Source organism: Mesorhizobium sp. M1078 (assembly GCF_040318615.1).
GTDB lineage: Bacteria > Pseudomonadota > Alphaproteobacteria > Rhizobiales > Rhizobiaceae > Mesorhizobium.
This window is the reverse complement of sequence record NZ_JAMYMP010000008.1, coordinates 90,524-109,750: the sequence shown is the minus strand read 5'-3', so window position 1 is coordinate 109,750 and position 19,227 is coordinate 90,524. Positions and strand designations below refer to the sequence as shown.

18 protein-coding genes and 1 pseudogene are annotated in these 19,227 nt (G+C 62.3%); 13 read left to right on the top strand and 6 right to left on the bottom strand.

What is annotated here, in order from left to right; all coding sequences use genetic code 11:
• Window positions 1-13 precede the first annotated feature (13 nt).
• The 13 genes and pseudogenes from NKH38_RS13670 to NKH38_RS13610 all read left to right on the top strand — a co-directional run bounded on the left by NKH38_RS13670 (window position 14) and on the right by NKH38_RS13610 (window position 14,844).
• Entirely contained in the window at window positions 14-907 is an 894-nt protein-coding gene (locus NKH38_RS13670) for a dihydrodipicolinate synthase family protein (protein WP_023700249.1), read from the top strand.
• Window positions 908-952: 45 nt separating this feature from the next.
• Window positions 953-2,290, top strand: coding sequence for an NAD(P)/FAD-dependent oxidoreductase (locus NKH38_RS13665; protein WP_352761051.1), 1,338 nt, complete (start codon window positions 953-955; stop codon window positions 2,288-2,290).
• 13 nt (window positions 2,291-2,303) lie between these two features.
• Entirely contained in the window at window positions 2,304-3,305 is a 1,002-nt protein-coding gene (locus tag NKH38_RS13660) for a 4-hydroxyproline epimerase (RefSeq protein WP_352761048.1), read from the top strand.
• Window positions 3,306-3,765: 460 nt separating this feature from the next.
• A complete protein-coding gene (locus NKH38_RS13655) occupies window positions 3,766-4,668 on the top strand; it encodes a branched-chain amino acid ABC transporter permease (protein ID WP_023668715.1) in 903 nt (300 codons plus the stop codon).
• A 4-nt stretch (window positions 4,669-4,672) separates the two neighbouring features.
• On the top strand, window positions 4,673-6,268 hold the full coding sequence (livM, locus tag NKH38_RS13650; RefSeq protein WP_023668716.1) for a high-affinity branched-chain amino acid ABC transporter permease LivM: 1,596 nt from the start codon (window positions 4,673-4,675) through the stop codon (window positions 6,266-6,268).
• A pseudogene (locus tag NKH38_RS13645) lies at window positions 6,268-7,374 on the top strand (ABC transporter ATP-binding protein); the annotation flags it as partial. The gene livM and the pseudogene NKH38_RS13645, both read left to right, overlap by 1 nt.
• Before the next feature lie 20 nt (window positions 7,375-7,394).
• Window positions 7,395-8,123 carry an ABC transporter ATP-binding protein gene (locus tag NKH38_RS13640; protein WP_023668718.1) on the top strand — a complete coding sequence of 243 codons (729 nt, stop codon included), beginning with the start codon at window positions 7,395-7,397 and terminating at the stop codon, window positions 8,121-8,123.
• Window positions 8,124-8,235: 112 nt separating this feature from the next.
• Window positions 8,236-8,583 (top strand): DUF6867 family protein, encoded by a 348-nt coding sequence (locus tag NKH38_RS13635; RefSeq protein WP_023668719.1) that lies wholly within the window; start codon window positions 8,236-8,238, stop codon window positions 8,581-8,583.
• A 137-nt stretch (window positions 8,584-8,720) separates the two neighbouring features.
• Window positions 8,721-9,842, top strand: coding sequence for a branched-chain amino acid ABC transporter substrate-binding protein (locus NKH38_RS13630; protein WP_023668720.1), 1,122 nt, complete (start codon window positions 8,721-8,723; stop codon window positions 9,840-9,842).
• 281 nt (window positions 9,843-10,123) lie between these two features.
• A complete protein-coding gene (pyc, locus tag NKH38_RS13625; protein WP_352761044.1) occupies window positions 10,124-13,582 on the top strand; it encodes a pyruvate carboxylase in 3,459 nt (1,152 codons plus the stop codon).
• A gap of 148 nt (window positions 13,583-13,730) precedes the next feature.
• Window positions 13,731-13,991, top strand: coding sequence for a DUF2312 domain-containing protein (locus NKH38_RS13620; RefSeq protein WP_023668722.1), 261 nt, complete (start codon window positions 13,731-13,733; stop codon window positions 13,989-13,991).
• A gap of 93 nt (window positions 13,992-14,084) precedes the next feature.
• Complete coding sequence (locus NKH38_RS13615; protein WP_023668723.1) at window positions 14,085-14,525, top strand: hypothetical protein; 441 nt, start codon at window positions 14,085-14,087, stop codon at window positions 14,523-14,525.
• Window positions 14,526-14,532: 7 nt separating this feature from the next.
• A complete protein-coding gene (locus NKH38_RS13610) occupies window positions 14,533-14,844 on the top strand; it encodes a hypothetical protein (protein WP_023688926.1) in 312 nt (103 codons plus the stop codon).
• Window positions 14,845-14,906: 62 nt separating this feature from the next.
• Here NKH38_RS13610 and msrB read toward each other — a convergent pair whose 3' ends face one another.
• The 6 genes from msrB to NKH38_RS13580 form a co-directional block, all read right to left on the bottom strand.
• The gene (gene msrB, locus NKH38_RS13605; RefSeq protein WP_013529102.1) at window positions 14,907-15,311 is read right to left on the bottom strand and encodes a peptide-methionine (R)-S-oxide reductase MsrB; all 405 of its coding nucleotides are present in this window, start codon (window positions 15,309-15,311) and stop codon (window positions 14,907-14,909) included.
• 100 nt (window positions 15,312-15,411) lie between these two features.
• The gene (locus NKH38_RS13600) at window positions 15,412-16,209 is read right to left on the bottom strand and encodes an MBL fold metallo-hydrolase (RefSeq protein ID WP_023684142.1); all 798 of its coding nucleotides are present in this window, start codon (window positions 16,207-16,209) and stop codon (window positions 15,412-15,414) included.
• Between the two features lie 16 nt (window positions 16,210-16,225).
• A complete protein-coding gene (locus NKH38_RS13595; protein WP_352761037.1) occupies window positions 16,226-17,416 on the bottom strand; it encodes a vWA domain-containing protein in 1,191 nt (396 codons plus the stop codon).
• 9 nt (window positions 17,417-17,425) lie between these two features.
• A complete protein-coding gene (locus tag NKH38_RS13590; protein ID WP_050485875.1) occupies window positions 17,426-17,686 on the bottom strand; it encodes a type II toxin-antitoxin system HicB family antitoxin in 261 nt (86 codons plus the stop codon).
• Between the two features lie 35 nt (window positions 17,687-17,721).
• On the bottom strand, window positions 17,722-18,168 hold the full coding sequence (locus NKH38_RS13585) for a GNAT family N-acetyltransferase (protein ID WP_023668728.1): 447 nt from the start codon (window positions 18,166-18,168) through the stop codon (window positions 17,722-17,724).
• A 58-nt stretch (window positions 18,169-18,226) separates the two neighbouring features.
• Complete coding sequence (locus tag NKH38_RS13580; RefSeq protein WP_023737887.1) at window positions 18,227-19,090, bottom strand: LysR family transcriptional regulator; 864 nt, start codon at window positions 19,088-19,090, stop codon at window positions 18,227-18,229.
• Window positions 19,091-19,227 lie beyond the last annotated feature (137 nt).

The window sequence follows — 19,227 nt, the reverse complement described above, 5'->3', positions numbered from 1 at the left end:
TGGAGAGACGATTATGTGGACCGGAGTTTTCCCCGCCGTCACGACCAAGTTTACTGATGACGACCGCCTCGATCATGCCGAGATGGAGCGCTGCTTTGCTTTGCAGATGGAGGCAGGCTGCGACGGTATCATCGTCTGCGGTTCGCTCGGCGAAGGGCCGATGCTGTCGCATGACGAGAAGATCGAGGTGCTGAAGACTGCCCAGAAAGTTGCAGGCAACAAGCCGGTGCTGCTGACGGTCAACGAGGCGGGCACCCGCGAGGCGGCGAGCATCGCAAAGCGCGCGAGCCGGGAAGGCGCCAACGGGCTGATGGTGGTGCCGAGCCCGATCTATCACACCAACCCGGAAGAGACGGTCGCCGCCTTGCGCGCCGTCGCTCAGGCCGGCGACCTGCCGGTGATGATCTACTCCAACCGCCTCGCCTACCGCGTCGACGTCACCGTCGACCAGATGGAGGAACTGGCCGCCGACAAGCGCTTCGTCGCCATCAAGGAGTCCTCCGACGACATCCGCCGCTCGACAGAGATCATCAACCGCTTCGGCGACCGCTACGATCTGTTCACCGGCGTCGACAATCTCGCCTTCGAGGCGCTGTCGGTGGGCGCCATCGGCTGGGTGGCGGGTCTGGTCGTCGCCTTCCCGCGCGAGACCGTCGCCATCTACCAGCTGATGAAGCAGGGCCGCCGCGAGGAGGCGCTTTCGATCTACCGCTGGTTCCGGCCGCTGCTCGATCTCGATGTCTCGACCTATCTGGTCCAAAACATCAAGCTTGCCGAAGTGCTCGCGATCGACACAAATGACCGCGTGCGCATGCCGCGCCAGCCGCTGTCGGGCGAGCGCCGCAAAGCGGTCGAGAAGATCGTCAAGGACGCGCTGGCGGTACGGCCGAAGCTGCCGCAGTTCTGAAGGCTTTCTTCTCCCCATTCACGGGGAGAAGATGGCGGCAGCCGGATGAGGGGCAGCGCCGACGTGCAAGGAAATTCCAGGGACACAGAGGAGGGCCGCCGCCCCTCATCCGCCCTTCGGGCCCCTTCTCCCCGTGAACGGGGAGAGAGGGTAGATATCGCCATTGTCGGTGGCGGCATTGTCGGCATCTGCGCGGCGGCCATGCTGGCCGAGGCCGGGCGCAGCGTCACGGTCTTCGACCGCACCGGCATCTGCGAGGAGACGAGCTCCGGCAATGCCGCCGCCTTCGCCTTCTCCGACGTGCTGCCGCTGGCGCATAAGGGCATGATGCGGCACTTGCCGAAATGGCTTGCCGATCCGCTCGGGCCACTCAGCATCCCGCCGGCCTACTTGCCGAAGCTGTTGCCTTGGCTGTTGCGCTTCTGGCGCGCTGGCGCACCAGAAAAATATGAGGCGAGCCTTGCTGCTCAGGCAGGCATGATGAAGCTCGCCGAGGCTGAATGGATGGGCCTGCTCGACCGTTCCGGCACGCGGCTGATGCTGCGCGAGGACGGCTCGCTGGAGCTTTATGAAAGCGAGGCCGAATTTCAGGCCGGGCTGCCGGGCTGGGCGGCGCGCGAGCGCTTCGGCATCGGCTTTCGCCATGTCGAAGGCGACGAACTGGCGCCGCTGCAGCCGGGACTGTCGCCGCGCTTCATCAAGGGCACCTTCGTGCCGGGCTGGAAGACCGTCGCCGATCCGAAACTGCTCGGCAAGGGGGTGTGGGCCTATGCCGAAAGGCTGGGCGCGCGTTTCGAAAAGGCGCGCATAGAGCGCGTCGCCGCCAATCCTGATGGCGCGACGCTGACGCTGACGGACGGCACGACCAGGCAGGCAAGACATCTTGTCGTGGCCGCCGGGGCATGGTCGCATCTGCTGACGAAGGCGCTTGGCGACACCATCCCGCTCGAAACCGAGCGCGGCTACAACACGACACTGCCGAAGACCGCTTTCGACGTGCAGCGGATGCTGATCTTTTCCGGCCATGGCTTCGTCATCACGCCACTCGAGACGGGCTTGCGCGTCGGCGGCGCCGTCGAGTTGGGCGGTCTCGACCGGCCGCCGAATTTTGCGCGTTCGAAGGCCATGCTGGAAAAAGCCAGACAATTCCTTCCGGGGCTGGACGCGTCAGGCGGCCGCGAGTGGATGGGCTATCGCCCGTCGCTGCCGGATTCGCTGCCGGTGATCGGCACGGCGCGAACCGCGCCCAACGTTGTCTACGCCTTCGGCCATGGCCATCTCGGCCTGACCCAGGCGGCGGCCACCGGCCGCTTGATCCGCGATCTTGTTCTCGGGCAAACTTCGCCGATCGATCTTGCTCCCTTCAGCCCGCAACGGTTTTGAGTTCGAGGAAATCATGGCCAAAAAATCCTTCTTTTGCATCGACGGCCATACCTGCGGCAATCCGGTGCGGCTGGTCGCCGGCGGCGGCCCTTTGCTTCAGGGGTCGACGATGATGGAGCGGCGGGCGCATTTCCTGGCGGAGTATGACTGGATCCGCACCGGGCTGATGTTCGAGCCGCGCGGCCACGATGTCATGTCGGGCTCGATCCTCTATCCGCCGACGCGCGAGGATTGCGACATAGCCATCCTGTTCATCGAGACGTCGGGCTGCCTGCCGATGTGCGGCCACGGCACGATCGGCACGGTGACGATGGCCATCGAACATGGGCTGATCAAGCCGAAGACACCCGGCGTGCTCCGGCTCGACACACCGGCCGGGCTGGTTATCGCCGAATACAAGCAAGTCGGCGACTATGTCGAGGAGGTGCGCATCACCAATGTACCGTCCTTCCTTTATGCCGAGGGACTGACGGTCGACTGCCCACAGCTTGGCGAGATCACCGTCGATGTCGCCTATGGCGGCAATTTCTACGCAATAGTCGAGCCGCAGGCGAATTTTCGCGACATGGCTGATTATTCCGCCGGCGATTTCGTCGCCTGGAGCCCTGTGGTGCGGCAGCGGCTCAACGAGAAGTACTCGTTCGTGCATCCGGAAAACCCCGGCATCAACCGGCTGTCCCACATGCTGTGGACCGGCGAGCCGACAGTGGCGGGCGCGGATGCGCGCAACGCGGTCTTCTATGGCGACAAGGCGATCGATCGCTCACCTTGCGGCACCGGCACCTCGGCGCGCATCGCGCAGCTCCATGCCAAGGGCAAGCTCAAGGCCGGCGACAGTTTTGTCCACGAATCGATCATCGGCTCGCTGTTCAAGGGCAAGGTCGAGAAGGACGTCACTGTTGCCGGCAAGCCGGCCATCATTCCCTCGATCGGCGGCTGGGCGCGGATGACCGGCCTGAACACCATATTCATCGACGACCGCGATCCGTTCGCGCACGGTTTTGTGGTTAAGTGATACGGTAGGCTGCCGATCATCCACCGAGACGAAGACTTGGACCCAGAGCGGGACCTCTTGGCGAAACCAGTCAGCGGAAGGTTAGCGCGTTGGGTGAGGCATCCACCGCCATAGTCGGGAACTAACCCATGTTGCAGCTGGTCAGTACGGAATGTGGCTAAAAAACGAAGCCCGCCAACAACGCAAAGATTCGTCTCATCACCGAATTTCGACCGGGATTCCTTCGAAATGAGGTCGCTGGTCCGGCGGAATCGTCAAAGACATTGCGTTATGCCAATGATAGGGTCCGCGATAGTCCAGGGGTCGGGAGCAAAAAAACGGGCAATCGGAAGGCGTGCCGGCAAAACACGCTCGATGTTTGAAAAATCACGTTGCAATCCGGGCTCGAAACTTTACGACTAGGGGAAATACGAAAAGGAATGCGTCTGCATGGGCGACATTCCAGGGGAGCCATGTACACATGCAGTACTTTGTCCAGCAGCTTATCAATGGGCTGACGCTGGGATCGATCTATGGGCTGATCGCAATCGGCTACACGATGGTCTACGGCATCATCGGCATGATCAACTTCGCCCACGGCGACATTTTCATGGTCGGGGCATTCGCCGCCCTCGTTGTCTTCCTCATCCTCGGCTCCTTGTTCTATTCGGTCCCGGTCGTCCTGGCGCTGCTGATCATGATGATCGTGGCGATGCTGCTCACCAGCCTCTACAACTGGACGATCGAGAAGGTGGCCTACCGGCCGCTGCGCGGTTCGTTCCGGCTGGCGCCGCTGATCACCGCCATCGGCATGTCGATCGCGCTGTCGAACTTCATCCAGGTGACGCAAGGTCCGCGCAACAAGCCGATCCCGCCGATGGTCAGCCAAGTCTACAACATCAACGGCATCAGCGTGTCGCTGAAGCAGATCATCATCGTCGTCGTCACCGCCCTGCTGCTGGCGCTGTTCTGGTACCTGGTCAACAGGACTTCCCTCGGCCGGGCGCAAAGGGCGTGCGAGCAGGACCGCAAGATGGCGGCGCTGCTCGGTGTCGATGTCGACCGTACGATCTCGATCACCTTTATCATGGGTGCAGCGCTTGCGGCCGTCGCGGGCACGTTGTTCCTGATGTATTACGGCGTCATCGCCTTTTCCGACGGCTTTGTGCCGGGGGTCAAGGCCTTCACCGCGGCCGTTCTCGGCGGCATCGGGTCTCTGCCGGGCGCGGTGCTTGGCGGGCTTTTGATCGGCTTCATCGAGAGCATGTGGTCGGCGTATTTCTCGATCGACTACAAGGACGTCGCGGCGTTCTCGATCCTGGCGATCGTGCTGATCTTCCTGCCTTCCGGCATTTTGGGCCGGCCAGAAGTCGAAAAGGTCTGAGACAATGGCGGTTTCCGTATCCTCGGAGCGCGACACCGTCGCCTCCCCCGTGCAGCGTGCATTGCGCGAAGCGTTCTATGCCGGCGCCATCTCGCTGGGGTTGTTCATTCTCTTCATCGGCCTGAAGACCGACCAGAACATAAGCAACCAGCTGATCCTGGTGCAGCGCTGGTTGCTGCTCATCACCGTGGTCGTGCTGACCATGCTTGGCCGCTTCTTCTACATTGCATATGGCCAGCCGTTCATGGCCAATCAGAAGATCACCAATGTCGCCACCGGCCTGTTGCCGGCGAGCGTCGCGTCGCGCTTCTTCCTGCTTCCGGCCTTCATCGTCGCCGTCGTGCTGGCGGTTGTCCTGGTTGCGTTCGGCAGCGCTCTGCCGGTGTTGGTGGGACCCGATCTGGCCGGCTACCTTCAGTTCCTGCGCGCATTGGCCGTCATTTACGCGCTCGCTTGCGTGATCTTCTATTTCCGCTCCTTCATCCACGCCAATTTCACCAAGCTCGGCATTGCGGCGCTGGTGCTATACCCGATCCTCGTCGTCGTGGTGCTGTCGATCTACGCGTGGTCGATAACCGGCGGCCTGCAGGGCTCGTTGAAGTGGGTCGACAATTTCGGCATCCAGATCCTGATCTATGTGATGCTGGCCTGGGGGCTGAACATCGTCGTCGGCCTCGCTGGCCTGCTCGATCTCGGCTACGTCGCCTTTTACGCGGTCGGCGCCTATGCCTATGCGTTGCTTGGTTCGCAATACGGCCTGTCGTTCTGGATCCTGCTGCCCGCCGCCGGCGCCATGGCCGCCTTCTGGGGCGTTATGCTCGGCTTTCCGGTGCTCAGGCTTCGTGGCGATTACCTGGCGATCGTGACGCTGGCCTTCGGCGAGATCATCCGCCTGGTGCTGATCAACTGGCGTGAAGTCACCAACGGCTCGGCCGGCATCTCCGGCATCCCGAAGGTCACCTTCTTCGGCCTGATGACGTTTAATTCGACCGACCCGAACTATATCGGCAAGGTGCTGCACATCGCCCAGTCAAGCGCCTACTACAAGATCTTCCTCTACTATCTCATTCTCGGGCTGGCGCTGCTGACCGCCTTCGTCACCATCAGGCTCAGGCGCATGCCTGTCGGCCGCGCCTGGGAGGCGCTGCGCGAGGACGAGATTGCCTGCCGCTCGCTTGGCATCAACACCACCACCACCAAGCTCACCGCCTTTGCCACCGGCGCCATGTTCGGCGGTTTTGCCGGCGCCTTCTTCGCCGCACGGCAAGGCTTCGTCAGCCCTGAATCCTTCGTCTTCCTCGAATCGGCGATCATCCTGGCCATCGTGGTGCTCGGCGGCATGGGCTCGCTGGTCGGCATCGCGGTCGCCGCGCTGGTGATGATCGGCGGCACCGAGGCGCTGCGCGAACTCGATTTCCTGAAAAGTGTCTTCGGAAAAGATTTCACCCCGGAGCTTTACCGCATGCTTTTGTTCGGCATGGCGATGGTCATCGTCATGCTGTGGAAGCCGCGCGGCTTTGTCGGCAGCCGTGAACCGACGGCATTCCTCAGTGAACGAAAAGCGGTCTCCTCCTCCTTCACCAAGGAAGGGCACGGCTGATGAGCGCGACCTCCATTCAGAAGACCAATCCGGGTATGAAAGACGCCATCCTCCAGGTCGAGCATCTTTCGATGAAGTTCGGCGGCCTGATCGCCATCGGCGACCTGTCGTTCCAGGCCAAGCGCGGCGAGATCACCGCTCTGATCGGACCCAATGGCGCCGGCAAGACCACCGTCTTCAATTGCATCACCGGCTTCTACAAGCCGTCGGAAGGCATGATTACGCTCAACCGGGCCGACGGCTCGAGCTTCCTGCTCGAACGGCTGCCCAATCATGAGATCCCGGCGCGCGCCAAGGTGGCGCGCACCTTCCAGAACATCCGCCTGTTCTCGGGCATGACGCTGCTGGAGAATCTGCTGGTTGCCCAGCACAACAAGCTGATGAAGGCATCCGGCTACACGATCCTGGGCCTGTTCGGGATCGGCGGCTACCGCAGAGCCTCGGCTGAATCGGTGGAGCTTGCCAAGCACTGGCTGGAGAAGGCCGACCTTGTCGATCGCGCCGACGATCCGGCCGGCGACCTGCCCTATGGCGCGCAGCGGCGCCTCGAGATTGCGCGCGCCATGTGCACTGGGCCCGAACTTCTGTGCCTCGACGAGCCTGCGGCCGGTCTCAATCCGAAGGAGTCGGCTGCGCTGAATTCGCTGCTGATGGACATCAAGAGCAGTACCTCGATCCTGCTGATCGAACATGACATGTCGGTGGTCATGCAGATTTCCGACCATGTCGTGGTGCTTGAATATGGCCGCAAGATTTCCGACGGCAGCCCGCAATCGGTGCGTACCGACCCGCGCGTCATCGCCGCCTATCTCGGCGTCGACGACGAGGAGGTCGAGACGGTGCTGACCGAGGTCGGCGATGAAGACGTCATCGAGCAGCTGGACATCGGGCCGGATTCGGCTCACGGACCAGGCACATCGTCTTCCTATCTCGCCGGCCCGGTAAGCGACACGATCGGCCACAGCCAGGGCGAGCGGGTCACAGTGTCGAAGGGAGCTTCAAAGGCCACCCAATACGATACAAGAGCCAACTCCGCGCCAAGAGCACCGTCCGAGCGTCTAACGGCCAAGTCCAAACCGGCGGCCACCAAATCCCCGACAGGCAAGCCGCGCGGAGGGCGTAAGTGATGGCCGAGACAACGCTGCTCGACATCAAGGGCGTCGAGACCTACTACGGCAACATCAAGGCGCTGAACGGCGTCGATGTCCACGTCAACCAGGGCGAGATCGTCGCGCTGATCGGCGCCAACGGCGCCGGCAAGTCGACGCTGATGATGACCATCTTCGGTGCGCCGCGCGCTCGTGCCGGCTCAATCACTTTCGCCGGCACCGACATCACCCAGATGCCGACGCACGAGATCGCCCGCATGCGCATTGCGCAGTCGCCGGAAGGCAGGCGCATTTTCCCGCGCATGACGGTGATGGAAAACCTGCAGATGGGCGCCGGTCTCGACAATCTCAAGCACTATGACGAAGATGCTGAGAAGGTGTTCGCGCTGTTCCCGCGCCTCAAGGAGCGCATTGCCCAGCGCGGCGGCACGCTGTCGGGCGGTGAGCAGCAGATGCTGTCGATCGGACGTGCGCTGATGGCGCGGCCTAAGCTGCTGTTGCTCGACGAGCCGTCGCTGGGTCTGGCGCCGCTGATCGTCAAGCAGATCTTCGATGCCATCCGCGAGCTGAACCGCACGCAAGGGCTGACCGTGTTCCTGGTCGAGCAGAACGCCTTCGGTGCGCTCAAGCTCGCCACGCGCGGCTATGTCATGGTCAACGGCAACGTGACCATGAGCGGCACAGGCAAGGAATTGCTCGCCAATCCGGAAGTGCGGGCGGCCTATCTCGAAGGCGGCCATCACTGATTTTGGAGCGGAATGTATGCATACGGTATTCCGCTCCAACTTGTTTGTTTGTCGCATGACCTTTGTCCGAAAAGTCTGCAACTTTTCGGGATCATGCTAGGGAGTCTTCATCATGCAAGGCATTCTTCACGAGGAACCTTCCATCTGGCAGTTCTTCTTCGTCACCTGTCTGCTCGGCGGCTGGGCGGCATGGATGACCGGCAAGGCCAGCGCCCAGACATGGCGCAGCCTGCCGGCGCTGTTCGCCTATCTGCTGGGCCTCGGCATCGGCATCAGGTTCATCCATCATGCCTTGTTCGGCGGCACGATGTTTTCGCTGCAATACTATGTCGTGGACACAATCGTGCTCATGATATTGGGGTTTGTCGGCTATCAATACACGCGTACGAACCAGATGGTGACGCAGTATAATTGGCTTTACGAACGGGCTTCGATCTTAAGCTGGAAACCGAAAGGTTGACGTTCATCATTAACGCCGTTCCGGGGATGAATCGGCGTGACAAGGGCCTGAAAATCGGCAAAGTACGCTTTCTGCGATAAGGGTGGGCATCGCATGAAAGTTTCATCCACGCCCACCTCGTAAATGGGAGCGTTTAAATGAAGAAATCACTTTTGTCCGCCGTTGCCCTGACCGCGCTTGTCGCGTTCGGTGGCAATGCATGGGCTGACGTTATCGTCGGCGTCGCAGGTCCGATCACCGGTCCGAATGCGGCCTTCGGTGCGCAGCTGCAGAAGGGTGCGGAAGCGGCCGTTGCCGACATCAACGCCGCAGGCGGCATGAACGGCGAGCAGATCAAGCTCGAAGTCGGCGACGACGTCTCCGATCCGAAGCAGGGCATTTCGGTCGGCAACAAGTTCGTCGGCGACGGCGTGAAGTTCGTGATCGGCCACTTCAACTCGGGCGTCTCGATCCCGGTTTCGCAGGAAGTCTACGTCGACAACAACATCGTCGAAGTAACCCCGGCGGCGACCAACCCGAAATTCACCGAGCGCGGCCTGTGGAACGTGTTCCGCACCTGCGGACGCGATGACCAGCAGGGCGGCATCGCCGGCGGCTATATCGCGACCAACTTCAAGGACGCCAAGGTTGCCGTCATCCACGACAAGACCCCCTATGGTCAGGGCCTTGCCGACGAGACCAAGAAGGCGATGAACGCAGCCGGCCTGACCGAAGTCATGTACGAAGGCGTCAATGTCGGCGACAAGGACTTCTCGGCGCTGATTGCCAAGATGAAGGACGCCGGTGTTACCCTGATCTATTGGGGCGGCCTGCATACCGAAGCCGGCCTGATCATCCGCCAGTCGGCGGACCAGGGCCTCAAGGCCACCCTGATGTCGGGCGACGGCATCGTCACCGACGAGCTGGCTGCGATCGCCGGCGATGCGGTTATCGGCACGCTCAACACCTTCGGTCCCGATCCGCGCCTGATCCCCGAGAACAAGGCACTTGTCGAGAAGTTCCGCGCCCAGGGCTTCGAGCCGGAAGCCTACACTCTCTACTCCTACGCCGCCATGCAGGTGATCGCCGAGGCCGCTGCCGTGGCCAAGTCGAACGACCCCGTGGAAGTGGCCAAGGCGCTGCACGAGAAGGGCCCGTTCAAGACCGTTCTGGGCGATCTCGCCTATGACGCGAAGGGCGATCCGAAGCTCCCGGGCTACATCATGTACGAATGGAAGAAGGGTCCGGACGGCAAGATCTCCTGGTTCCCGAAGTCGTAATTCGGAACACAGCTCTATGGAATGCCCGGCGCTCGCGCCGGGCATTTTTTCTTTGGTGACAGGGCGGCAGCGAGGGTGGCTGGATAAGCCGCTAGCCGGGTCGAATTTGTGCGGGCACGACAATTAGCGTCACCTCGCGACGCCAATCGCACGCATCTTTTCGAGCGGTGGTGCTAGAATCGCATTTAAATCGGTTTAACCTCTCCCCGATTTTGGTTGCACTGCAGCATTTTCGCGTTAATCATGCCTCTGCCCCACCCTCCTGTCCGGAGCCTGCTTCCTTGGCCATCACGAAGATCCTCGTCGCCAACCGGTCCGAAATTGCCATCCGCGTCTTTCGCGCGGCCAACGAGCTCGGCCTCAAAACCGTGGCGATCTGGGCCGAGGAGGACAAATATTCGCTGCATCGGTTCAAGGCCGATGAAAGCTACCAGGTCGGGCGCGGGCCGCATCTGGCCAGGGACATGGGGCCGATCGAAAGCTATCTGTCGATCGAGGAAGTGATCCGCGTCGCCAGGCTGTCCGGCGCCGACGCCATCCATCCAGGCTATGGCCTTCTGTCGGAAAGCCCTGAATTCGCAGATGCCTGCGCCGAGGCCGGCATCACCTTCATCGGACCGAAGCCCGCCACGATGCGCCGGCTCGGCAACAAGGTCGCCGCGCGCAATCTGGCCATCGAGGTTGGCGTGCCGGTGGTGCCGGCAACCGAACCGCTTCCGGACGACATGGAAGCAGTCAAGCAGCTCGCCAAGACAGTCGGCTATCCGGTGATGCTCAAGGCATCATGGGGCGGCGGCGGGCGCGGCATGCGCGCCATCCGCGCGGAAGCCGACCTCGCCCGCGAGGTGATGGAAGGCAAGCGCGAGGCCAAGGCCGCCTTCGGCAAGGACGAGGTCTATCTCGAAAAGCTGATCGAGCGCGCTCGCCATGTCGAGGTCCAGGTGCTCGGCGACACGCATGGCAACGCTGTACATCTGTTCGAGCGCGACTGCTCGATCCAGCGCCGCAACCAGAAGGTCGTCGAACGGGCGCCGGCGCCCTATCTCAGCGAGGCATTGCGCCAGGAGCTTTGCGGCTATGCGCTCAAGATCGCGCGCGAGACCAGCTATATCGGCGCCGGTACGGTGGAATTCCTGCAGGACGCCGACACCGGCAAATTCTACTTCATCGAGGTCAATCCGCGCATCCAGGTCGAGCACACCGTCACCGAGCAGGTGACCGGCATCGACATCGTCAAGGCGCAGATCCACATACTGGACGGCTTTGCCATCGGCACGAAAGAGTCGGGCGTGCCGGCGCAGGCCGACATCAGGCTGAACGGTCACGCGCTGCAGTGCCGCATCACGACCGAGGATCCGGAGCATAGTTTCATTCCGGACTACGGCCGCATCACCGCTTATCGCGAAGCCGCCGGTTTCGGCATCCGCCTCGACGGCGGCACCGCCTATTCGGGCGCGGTCATCACCCGCTTCTACGATCCGCTGCTGGAGAAGGTGACTGCCTGGGCGCCGACACCGGCCGAGGCGATCGCCCGCATGAATAGGGCCCTGCGCGAGTTCCGCATCCGCGGCGTGGCGACCAACCTCACCTTCCTCGAGGCAATCATCAACCACCCGCGCTTCGCCGACAATTCCTATACGACCAGGTTCATCGACACGACGCCGGAGCTGTTCGCGCAAGTGAAGCGGCAGGACCGCGCCACCAAGCTGCTCAACTATCTGGCCGACGTCAGCGTCAACGGCCATCCCGAAACCCGCGGCCGTCCGATGCCCAAGGCCGATGCGGCAGCGCCTGTCGTGCCCTATCTCAACGGCAACGTGCCTGATGGTAGCAAGCAGAAGCTCGACGCGTTGGGGCCGGAGAAATTCGCTGCCTGGATGCGTGAGCAAAAAGAGGTGCTTGTCACCGACACGACGATGCGCGACGGCCACCAGTCGCTGCTCGCCACCCGTATGCGCACGCATGACATTGCCGGCATCGCCGGCACATATGCGCGGGCGCTGCCGCGGCTGCTGTCGCTGGAATGCTGGGGCGGCGCCACTTTCGACGTCGCCATGCGCTTCCTGACCGAGGATCCGTGGGAGCGGCTGAGCAAAGTGCGCGAAGCCGCCCCCAACCTTTTGCTGCAGATGCTTCTGCGCGGCGCCAACGGCGTCGGCTACACCAACTATCCCGACAATGTGGTGCAACATTTCGTCAGCCATGCGGCGGCCGGCGGCGTCGACCTGTTCCGCGTATTCGACTGCCTGAACTGGGTCGAGAATATGCGCGTCGCCATGGACGCGGTGGGCGCCGAGGGCAAGCTGGTCGAAGCGGCGATCTGCTACACCGGCGACATCCTCGATCCGGCGCGCGCCAAATACGACCTTAAATACTATGTCGGGCTGGCGAAGGAATTGCAGGCCGCCGGCGCCCATATCATCGCCGTCAAGGACATGGCCGGGCTTTTGAAGCCGGCTGCCGCCCGCGTGCTGTTCAAGGCGCTGCGCGAGGCGACCGACCTGCCGATCCATTTCCACACCCACGACACGTCAGGCCTGTCGGCGGCGACGGTGCTGGCCGGCGTGGAAAGCGGCGTCGACGCCATCGACGCGGCGATGGATTCCTTCTCCGGCAACACCTCGCAGCCTTGCCTGGGCTCGATCGTCGAGGCGCTGAAGGGAACCGAGCGCGATCCCGGCCTCGATCCGCAATGGATCCGCAAAATCTCCTTCTACTGGGAAGCGGTGCGCAACCAGTATGCCGCCTTCGAAAGCGACCTCAAGGGGCCAGCCTCGGAAGTCTATCTGCACGAAATGCCGGGCGGCCAGTTCACCAACCTCAAGGAACAGGCGCGTTCGCTGGGGCTGGAAACGCGTTGGCACGAGGTGGCACAAGCCTATCACGACGTCAATTTGATGTTCGGTGACATCGTCAAGGTGACGCCGTCGTCCAAGGTGGTCGGCGACATGGCGCTGATGATGGTGAGCCAGGATCTGACCGTTGCCGACGTCGAAAACCCAGCCAAGGACATCGCCTTCCCGGACTCGGTCGTCTCGATGCTGCGCGGGGATCTCGGCCAGTCGCCCGGCGGCTGGCCTGCGAAGCTGCAGAAGAAGGCATTGAAGGAAACCAAGCCGATCACCGTACGGCCGGGCTCGCTGCTCAAGCCAGCCGACCTCAAGGCCAGCCGCAGGGAGATCGAGCAGAAGCTGGAGCGCAAGCTCTCGGAGTACGAATTCGCCTCCTGGCTGATGTATCCGAAGGTGTTCACCGACTTCGCCGCCGCGCAGGAAACCTACGGGCCGGTCAGTGTGCTGCCGACGCCGACCTATTTCTACGGCATGAAGTCCGAGGATGAGATCTTCCTGGACATCGAAAAAGGCAAGACGCTTGTAGTGCGCTGCCTTGCGATCGGCGACGTCGATGAGAAGGGCATGGTCACCGTGTTCTTCGAGCTCAACGGCCAGCCGCGCCGTGTCCGGGTGCCGGACAGGGCGCATGGCGCCTCGGCGGCCAAGGCTCGGCGCAAGGCCGAGCCCGGCAACGAGGCGCATGTCGGCGCGCCGATGCCGGGCGTGGTCTCCGCCCTTTCGGTTGCCGCCGGCCAAGCTGTCAAGGCCGGCGACGTGCTGTTGTCGATCGAAGCCATGAAGATGGAGACGGCCCTGCATGCCGAGCGCGACGGCACAGTGGCCGAAGTGCTGGTCAAGGCCGGCGATCAGATCGATGCGAAGGATCTGTTGATCGCGTTTGGCTGACGCGCGGATCCATCACACTGGGGACGGCTGGCAGCAGCCGTTCACGAAGCGCCGATAATGGCTTGACCCGCCGCGCCTGCTCGGGCATCGAACCCGCTCCAATTTACCGCGCCAGAATCGCGGTGCGAAAAAGTAGCGGAGAAAAAACATGGCCGACGACATCACAGATACCAGCCAGACTGTTGCCGCCGGCCAGTTGCGCGCCTTCATCGAGCGCATCGAGCGGCTCGAGGAAGAAAAGAAGACCATCGCCGACGACATCAAGGAAGTGTTCGCCGAGGCCAAGGGCACCGGCTTCGACACCAAGGCGATGCGGTCGATCATCCGGCTGCGCAAGAAGGACCAGGCCGAGCGCCAGGAAGAGGAAACCATCCTCGATCTCTACAAGGCCGCGCTCGGCATGGTGTAAGGCTGTCTGGAAATTCTACTCCGGCTGATATCGCCAGAGCGAATTTCGAAACAGTCTCGGGCCAAGGAATGATGCTGGAACGGGCATCGAACCATGAGCGAATTCGACTTCGGCGCCCGCCGCGCCTCTGAATTCCGCCAACGCAGCTTCTGGGCGCTGTTCGCCGAACGGCATCCGGAGGAACGCGCTTCCATGGCGCGGCGCGGACCCTGGTTCTGGCAGCGCGGGCTGCCCGACTTCGCTCTGGTCCTGTCCATGTATGTCGCGCCGGCGCAAAGCCAAGTTGGCGTCTTTTTCGGCCGTAACGAGAAGTTCGGCGCGACCGGGGTCTGGTCGCGGCTGAAGCCGTTCCAACCGGCAATCGAAGACTGGCTGAAGCTCAGGCCGGAGCAGAGCTGCGAGGGCCTCGGCATCAATTCGATGTGGCGGGTGAACTGCTATGCCGAGGACAACTGGCCGGCCATGGCCGACTGGCTGGTGACGGAATGCTCGCGCTTCGAGCGCGCCGTCACCGACGTGCTGGGAGAGGGATAGCTATCAGGTGTTGGTGCAAAGCATCGGATCCTTCTTCGGCTCGCGCTGGCAAGGCGCGGTGCCGGTCGAGCGGTTGTTCTGGCGCGATCTAGTCCTTGTCGGCACGGCGATCAACATCGCCTCGTCGGTGGCCGCGCTCATTCTGCTCGGCTTGAAGCTGCCGCTCGCCGTCGTCCTGGCGGTGCATTTCGCGCCCGTGCCCTACAACATCTTTCTGACCTTTGCCGTCTGGCGAACCACGGAAAAATCCAGTGGCGCCAAGGCTTCGTTGATGACGCTCGGGGCTACGCTTTGGCTGATCCTGGTGGTGGTTGTCTGAGAAGATTGACACGAAAAAGGGCGGCCGAAGCCGCCCTTTGAAGATGGTGGTCAAGCTGCGGCTTAAGCCGCCGGCTCGAATTTCAGCGCCACGCCGTTGATGCAATAGCGCAGGCCGGTCGGCGGCGGGCCGTCCTCGAAGACATGGCCGAGATGGCTGCCGCAGCGGGCGCAGTGGCATTCGGTGCGGACCATGCCGTAGCTGCGGTCGACGGTGTTTTCGACCGAACCGGGCACCGGATCATTGAAGCTCGGCCAGCCGGTGCCGCTCTCGAACTTGAGCTTGGATTCGAACAGCGGCTGGTCGCAGCCGACGCAGGAAAAGGTGCCGGCGCGCTTTTCGTAGAGCAGCGCGCAGCTTCCGGGCCGTTCGGTGCCATGGCCGCGCATGACCGCATATTGCTCGGGCGTCAGGCGGGCGCGCCATTCGGCGTCGGTGCGGGTGACAGGGTAGGTGTGGGTGTCCATTTGATCTCCTCAGCCTTGGCGGCTTGTTGTTGGTTGCAAGCTATATTCGCTTAGAGATAGGCGTTTGTTACGTGTTTTGCTCGCATTTTCAGCCGAGCTCCTACCCAATCGCCTGAAGATAGCGGGCGATCGACGCATGAAATGCCGTTCTTGCGCCGCCGATGATGTTCTGCTGCCACCACGCGCCGTAGATGTCGTCGAATTCGAAAGGCTCAAGTGCCGCCGCGATGCGTCGCACGGCCGGCGCATTGAGCGGAATGTAGTTCGGATAGCTGTACATGAAGCTGACATGGCGACGCGTCGGCGTCACCTGCAATATGTCGCCGGACAGCAGGGCGTTACCGTCATCGCGTTTCCAATGCAGCACCTGGCCGCCGGCAAAATGGCCACCGCAACGCACGAGTGTCAGCGACGGGTTTATGGCCAGCGTCTCGCCCGCCCAGCTGACGATGGCGTTGTGCGGCCGCATAATCCACTGGCGGTCGTCGGCATGGAGATAGATCGGCACGCCGCCAAACGCCTCGCTCCACTCGACCATCACCGAATAATAGTGGCAGTGCGAAATGGCGATCGCGGCCAGGCCGCCGCGACGGTTGATTTCGGCTACCGCCTCGTCGCTCACCATCGAGATGCAATCCCACAGCACATTGCCGTGCGGCGTCTGCGCCAGCAGCGCCCGCTGGCCGATAGCAAAGCGCGGCTCGATGCCGAAAGCGAGAACGCCGGCATCGTCCTTCATCACAAGCCTATGCCCGGCAGAGAGTTCTTCCCCAGTGATCCAGGCCTGGCCTTCCCAGCGCACATATTGCCGCTCGTCCTCGCAGATCGGGCAATTTTCTGGAGGGGTCTGCGTTGCCGCGAACTGGACGCCGCATTGCGGGCAAAGAAAGCAGGTCATCGGTTTTCCTCTCATATCAATGCTTGCGTGAAAGCTGCTTCGTCGCGGCTTCCAACCCGGCCAGCGTCAGTGGGAACATGCGGTCGCCGAAGAGATCGCGGATCATCGCGATCGAATGGGTGAAGCCCCATTTTTTCTGATTTTCGGGGTTCAGCCAGACCGCATTCGGCCATTGCTGGATGAGGCGGCCAAGCCAGACACTGCCGGCTTCCGGGTTCCAATGCTCGACCGAACCGCCGGGATGCGCGATCTCGTAAGGGCTCATCGAGGCATCGCCGACGACGATCACCTTGTAGTCGGGGCCGTATTTGTGAAGCAGATCGAAGGTCGGGATGGTCTCGGCATGCCTGCGCCGGTTGTCCTTCCAGACGCCCTCGTAAAGGCAGTTGTGGAAGTAAAAATATTCGAGCTGGCGGAATTCGGCGCGGGCGGCCGAAAACAGCTCCTCGACGCTTTTGATGTGGTCGTCCATCGAGCCGCCGACATCGAAGAACATCAAGAGCTTCACGGCGTTGCGCCGTTCGGGGCGCGTCTGCACATCGAGATAGCCGTGCTCGGCGGTGGCATGGATGGTGCCGGGCAGGTCGAACTCTTCCTCCGCACCCTCGCGCACCCAGCGGCGCAGGCGCTTCAGCGCCACCTTGATGTTGCGGGTGCCGAGCTCGACGGCGTCGTCGAGATTTTTGAACTCGCGCTTGTCCCAGACTTTCACCGCACGGCGATTGCGGCTTTCATGCTGGCCGATGCGCACGCCTTCGGGATTGTAGCCATAGGCGCCGAAAGGCGAAGTGCCGCCGGTGCCGATCCATTTCGAGCCGCCCTGGTGGCGGCCTTTCTGCTCCTCCAGCCGCTGCTTCAGTGTCTCCATCAGCTTGTCGAAACCGCCGAGCGCCTCGATCAGTTTCTTCTCTTCCTCGGTCAGGTGCTTTTCGGCGAGCCGGCGCAGCCATTCCTCAGGGATGTTGGCGACACCGACGGCATCGGGGCCGGTGAGCGCCTCGATCCCCTTGAAGACATGCGCAAACACCTGGTCGAAGCGGTCGATATGGCGTTCGTCCTTCACAAGCGCGGCGCGGGCGAGGTAGTAAAAACCCTGGACGTCATAGTCGACCAGCCCGGCCTCCAGCCCTTCCAGCAGCGACAGATATTCCCTGAGCGAAACGGGAACCCGCGCGGCCTTTAGTTCGAGAAAGAAGGGGAGGAACATGGTTGGCCGTTATCTATGCCGAACGGTCACGGCGGAGTCGCCACGGGCACTGTCGATTTCGCCGGATTGCAGAAGATTTGCCACAGTACGTGGGTTGGGCATGGGCAAGTGCTTTGCGATGCGGGCTTCCGCCCATTCGCGCATAGCCGACGCGGCATCGGCTATCGCTTCAGCCGGGTTTGCGCCGGCCCCGTGGCAGCCGGCGAGATCGGGCATCCGCACTCCCCAAACGCCGTCACTGCCATCCAGGATTCCGACATAGCGGATCATTCGGCTCCTTCCGCGTTATTTCGATCGCGCTCGCATCATAGCAGATCATACTCGATAAACCCTGTCCGCCGCGCGACATGGTCGTAGAGTTTGCGCGCGGTGGCGTTGGTTTCGTGGGTCATCCAGTAGACGTTCTTGACGCCGATCTTGCCGGCTTCCTGCTTCACCGCTTCGATGAGGGCCGCACCGATGCCCTTGCCGCGCACGTCGGGGTCGGCGAACAGGTCCTGCAGGTAGCAGTTGTTTTTCTCCGACCAGCCGGAGCGGTGATAGAGATAATGGGTCAGGCCGACCGCCTTGCCGTCGAGCGTGGCGATAAACCCCTTCGGTTCGAATTCACCTTCCGTGAACAGTCGTTTCCAGGTGATGTCGTAGACCTCGTCCGGCAGCTTGGTCTCGTAGAAGGTGAGGTAGGCAGTCCACAGCCGCCGCCAGTCGGCATGGTCGGCCAGCGCCAGCGGGCGGACGGTGATCTCGGTCATTTCGGTTCCTCCAAAGCCTTATCGGATTCCGGCGGAATCAGATCGGAAACACCATCGCCTAATCCACCGGCGAATTGTACTCGCGAAATGCGGTCGCCAGCATTTGCAGCGCGTCACGCGCCCGCGGCGCCAGATTGTGCGAATGCAGCACCACTTCGGAAGGGTCAAGCGATGGAAGACCAAGTTTGCGGCCAACCTCGATCAGGCCGGGCGGAGCGACGCAGTGAGCCAGCGCCGAAACGGCAAAGCCCGCCGATATCGCAATGTTGACGGCCGCGCCGCCGCCGCCGACGAAGGCCTCCTCCCAGGCGATGCCTGCTTTGTCCAGCGCCTCGACCGCCCGCACACGATCCGGACAGTTGCACACGGTGCTTAAGAGCGCGAGGCGCAACGGCGTTCCGCGCTGCCACTCGAAGGAAGGTGCTGCGAACCAGCCATAGTGGTTGCGCGACAAGGTCCGGCCAGGACGGCTGTCGCCTTCGCGGTGCACGATAACCGCGTCGAGCTCGCCGTGATCGAAAGCTTCCTTGAGCACCGTGCTGGTATCGATCCTCAAACTGAGCGTCAGCGATGGATCGTGCGCATGGAGCTGGGCAATCAGAATGGACAGCGCCGGACCGGCGGCATGATCGACAAAGCCGAGCGCAAGCCGGCACGGTGCTGACGCAAACTCCGCCATGGCGCGCTCGTGCGCTGCAAGGAAGTCGCGCGCGGCGGGAAGGAAGACGGCGCCTCGTGCCGACAGGCTGACGCGGCGCGGCGTTCTTTCGATCAATCGCGCGCCGAGCTTTTCCTCAAGACGGCGCAGCTTGACGCTGATTGTCGCCTGGGTGCTGCCCAGCGCCGTGGCCGCCTGGGTGAAGCTCTGCAGATCGGCCACCATCACAAAGGTTCGTACGGCGTCCACATCAAGACTGGTCATCGCAGCACTCCATTGGCTAATCATTCCGTTTTGTCATTTCTGATATAGCCGAGCATAGCCTTTTTTCATGATCAAGTCTCCTCTATCTCAACTTAATCGCGGTTTGAAGAGCGCCTCATGCTCGGATGGAAAGAGAT

What these genes read in the sequence shown, in the direction of transcription:
- NKH38_RS13670 (WP_023700249.1), top strand. Translation starts at nt 14, where the DNA reads ATGTGGACCGGAGTTTTCCCCGCCGTCACGACCAAGTTTACTGATGAC.
- NKH38_RS13665 (WP_352761051.1), top strand. Translation starts at nt 953, where the DNA reads ATGAGGGGCAGCGCCGACGTGCAAGGAAATTCCAGGGACACAGAGGAG.
- NKH38_RS13660 (WP_352761048.1), top strand. Translation starts at nt 2,304, where the DNA reads ATGGCCAAAAAATCCTTCTTTTGCATCGACGGCCATACCTGCGGCAAT.
- NKH38_RS13655 (WP_023668715.1), top strand. Translation starts at nt 3,766, where the DNA reads ATGCAGTACTTTGTCCAGCAGCTTATCAATGGGCTGACGCTGGGATCG.
- livM (WP_023668716.1), top strand. Translation starts at nt 4,673, where the DNA reads ATGGCGGTTTCCGTATCCTCGGAGCGCGACACCGTCGCCTCCCCCGTG.
- NKH38_RS13640 (WP_023668718.1), top strand. Translation starts at nt 7,395, where the DNA reads ATGGCCGAGACAACGCTGCTCGACATCAAGGGCGTCGAGACCTACTAC.
- NKH38_RS13635 (WP_023668719.1), top strand. Translation starts at nt 8,236, where the DNA reads ATGCAAGGCATTCTTCACGAGGAACCTTCCATCTGGCAGTTCTTCTTC.
- NKH38_RS13630 (WP_023668720.1), top strand. Translation starts at nt 8,721, where the DNA reads ATGAAGAAATCACTTTTGTCCGCCGTTGCCCTGACCGCGCTTGTCGCG.
- NKH38_RS13620 (WP_023668722.1), top strand. Translation starts at nt 13,731, where the DNA reads ATGGCCGACGACATCACAGATACCAGCCAGACTGTTGCCGCCGGCCAG.
- NKH38_RS13615 (WP_023668723.1), top strand. Translation starts at nt 14,085, where the DNA reads ATGAGCGAATTCGACTTCGGCGCCCGCCGCGCCTCTGAATTCCGCCAA.
- msrB (WP_013529102.1), bottom strand. Translation starts at nt 15,311, where the DNA reads ATGGACACCCACACCTACCCTGTCACCCGCACCGACGCCGAATGGCGC.
- NKH38_RS13600 (WP_023684142.1), bottom strand. Translation starts at nt 16,209, where the DNA reads ATGACCTGCTTTCTTTGCCCGCAATGCGGCGTCCAGTTCGCGGCAACG.
- NKH38_RS13595 (WP_352761037.1), bottom strand. Translation starts at nt 17,416, where the DNA reads ATGTTCCTCCCCTTCTTTCTCGAACTAAAGGCCGCGCGGGTTCCCGTT.
- NKH38_RS13590 (WP_050485875.1), bottom strand. Translation starts at nt 17,686, where the DNA reads ATGATCCGCTATGTCGGAATCCTGGATGGCAGTGACGGCGTTTGGGGA.
- NKH38_RS13585 (WP_023668728.1), bottom strand. Translation starts at nt 18,168, where the DNA reads ATGACCGAGATCACCGTCCGCCCGCTGGCGCTGGCCGACCATGCCGAC.
- NKH38_RS13580 (WP_023737887.1), bottom strand. Translation starts at nt 19,090, where the DNA reads ATGACCAGTCTTGATGTGGACGCCGTACGAACCTTTGTGATGGTGGCC.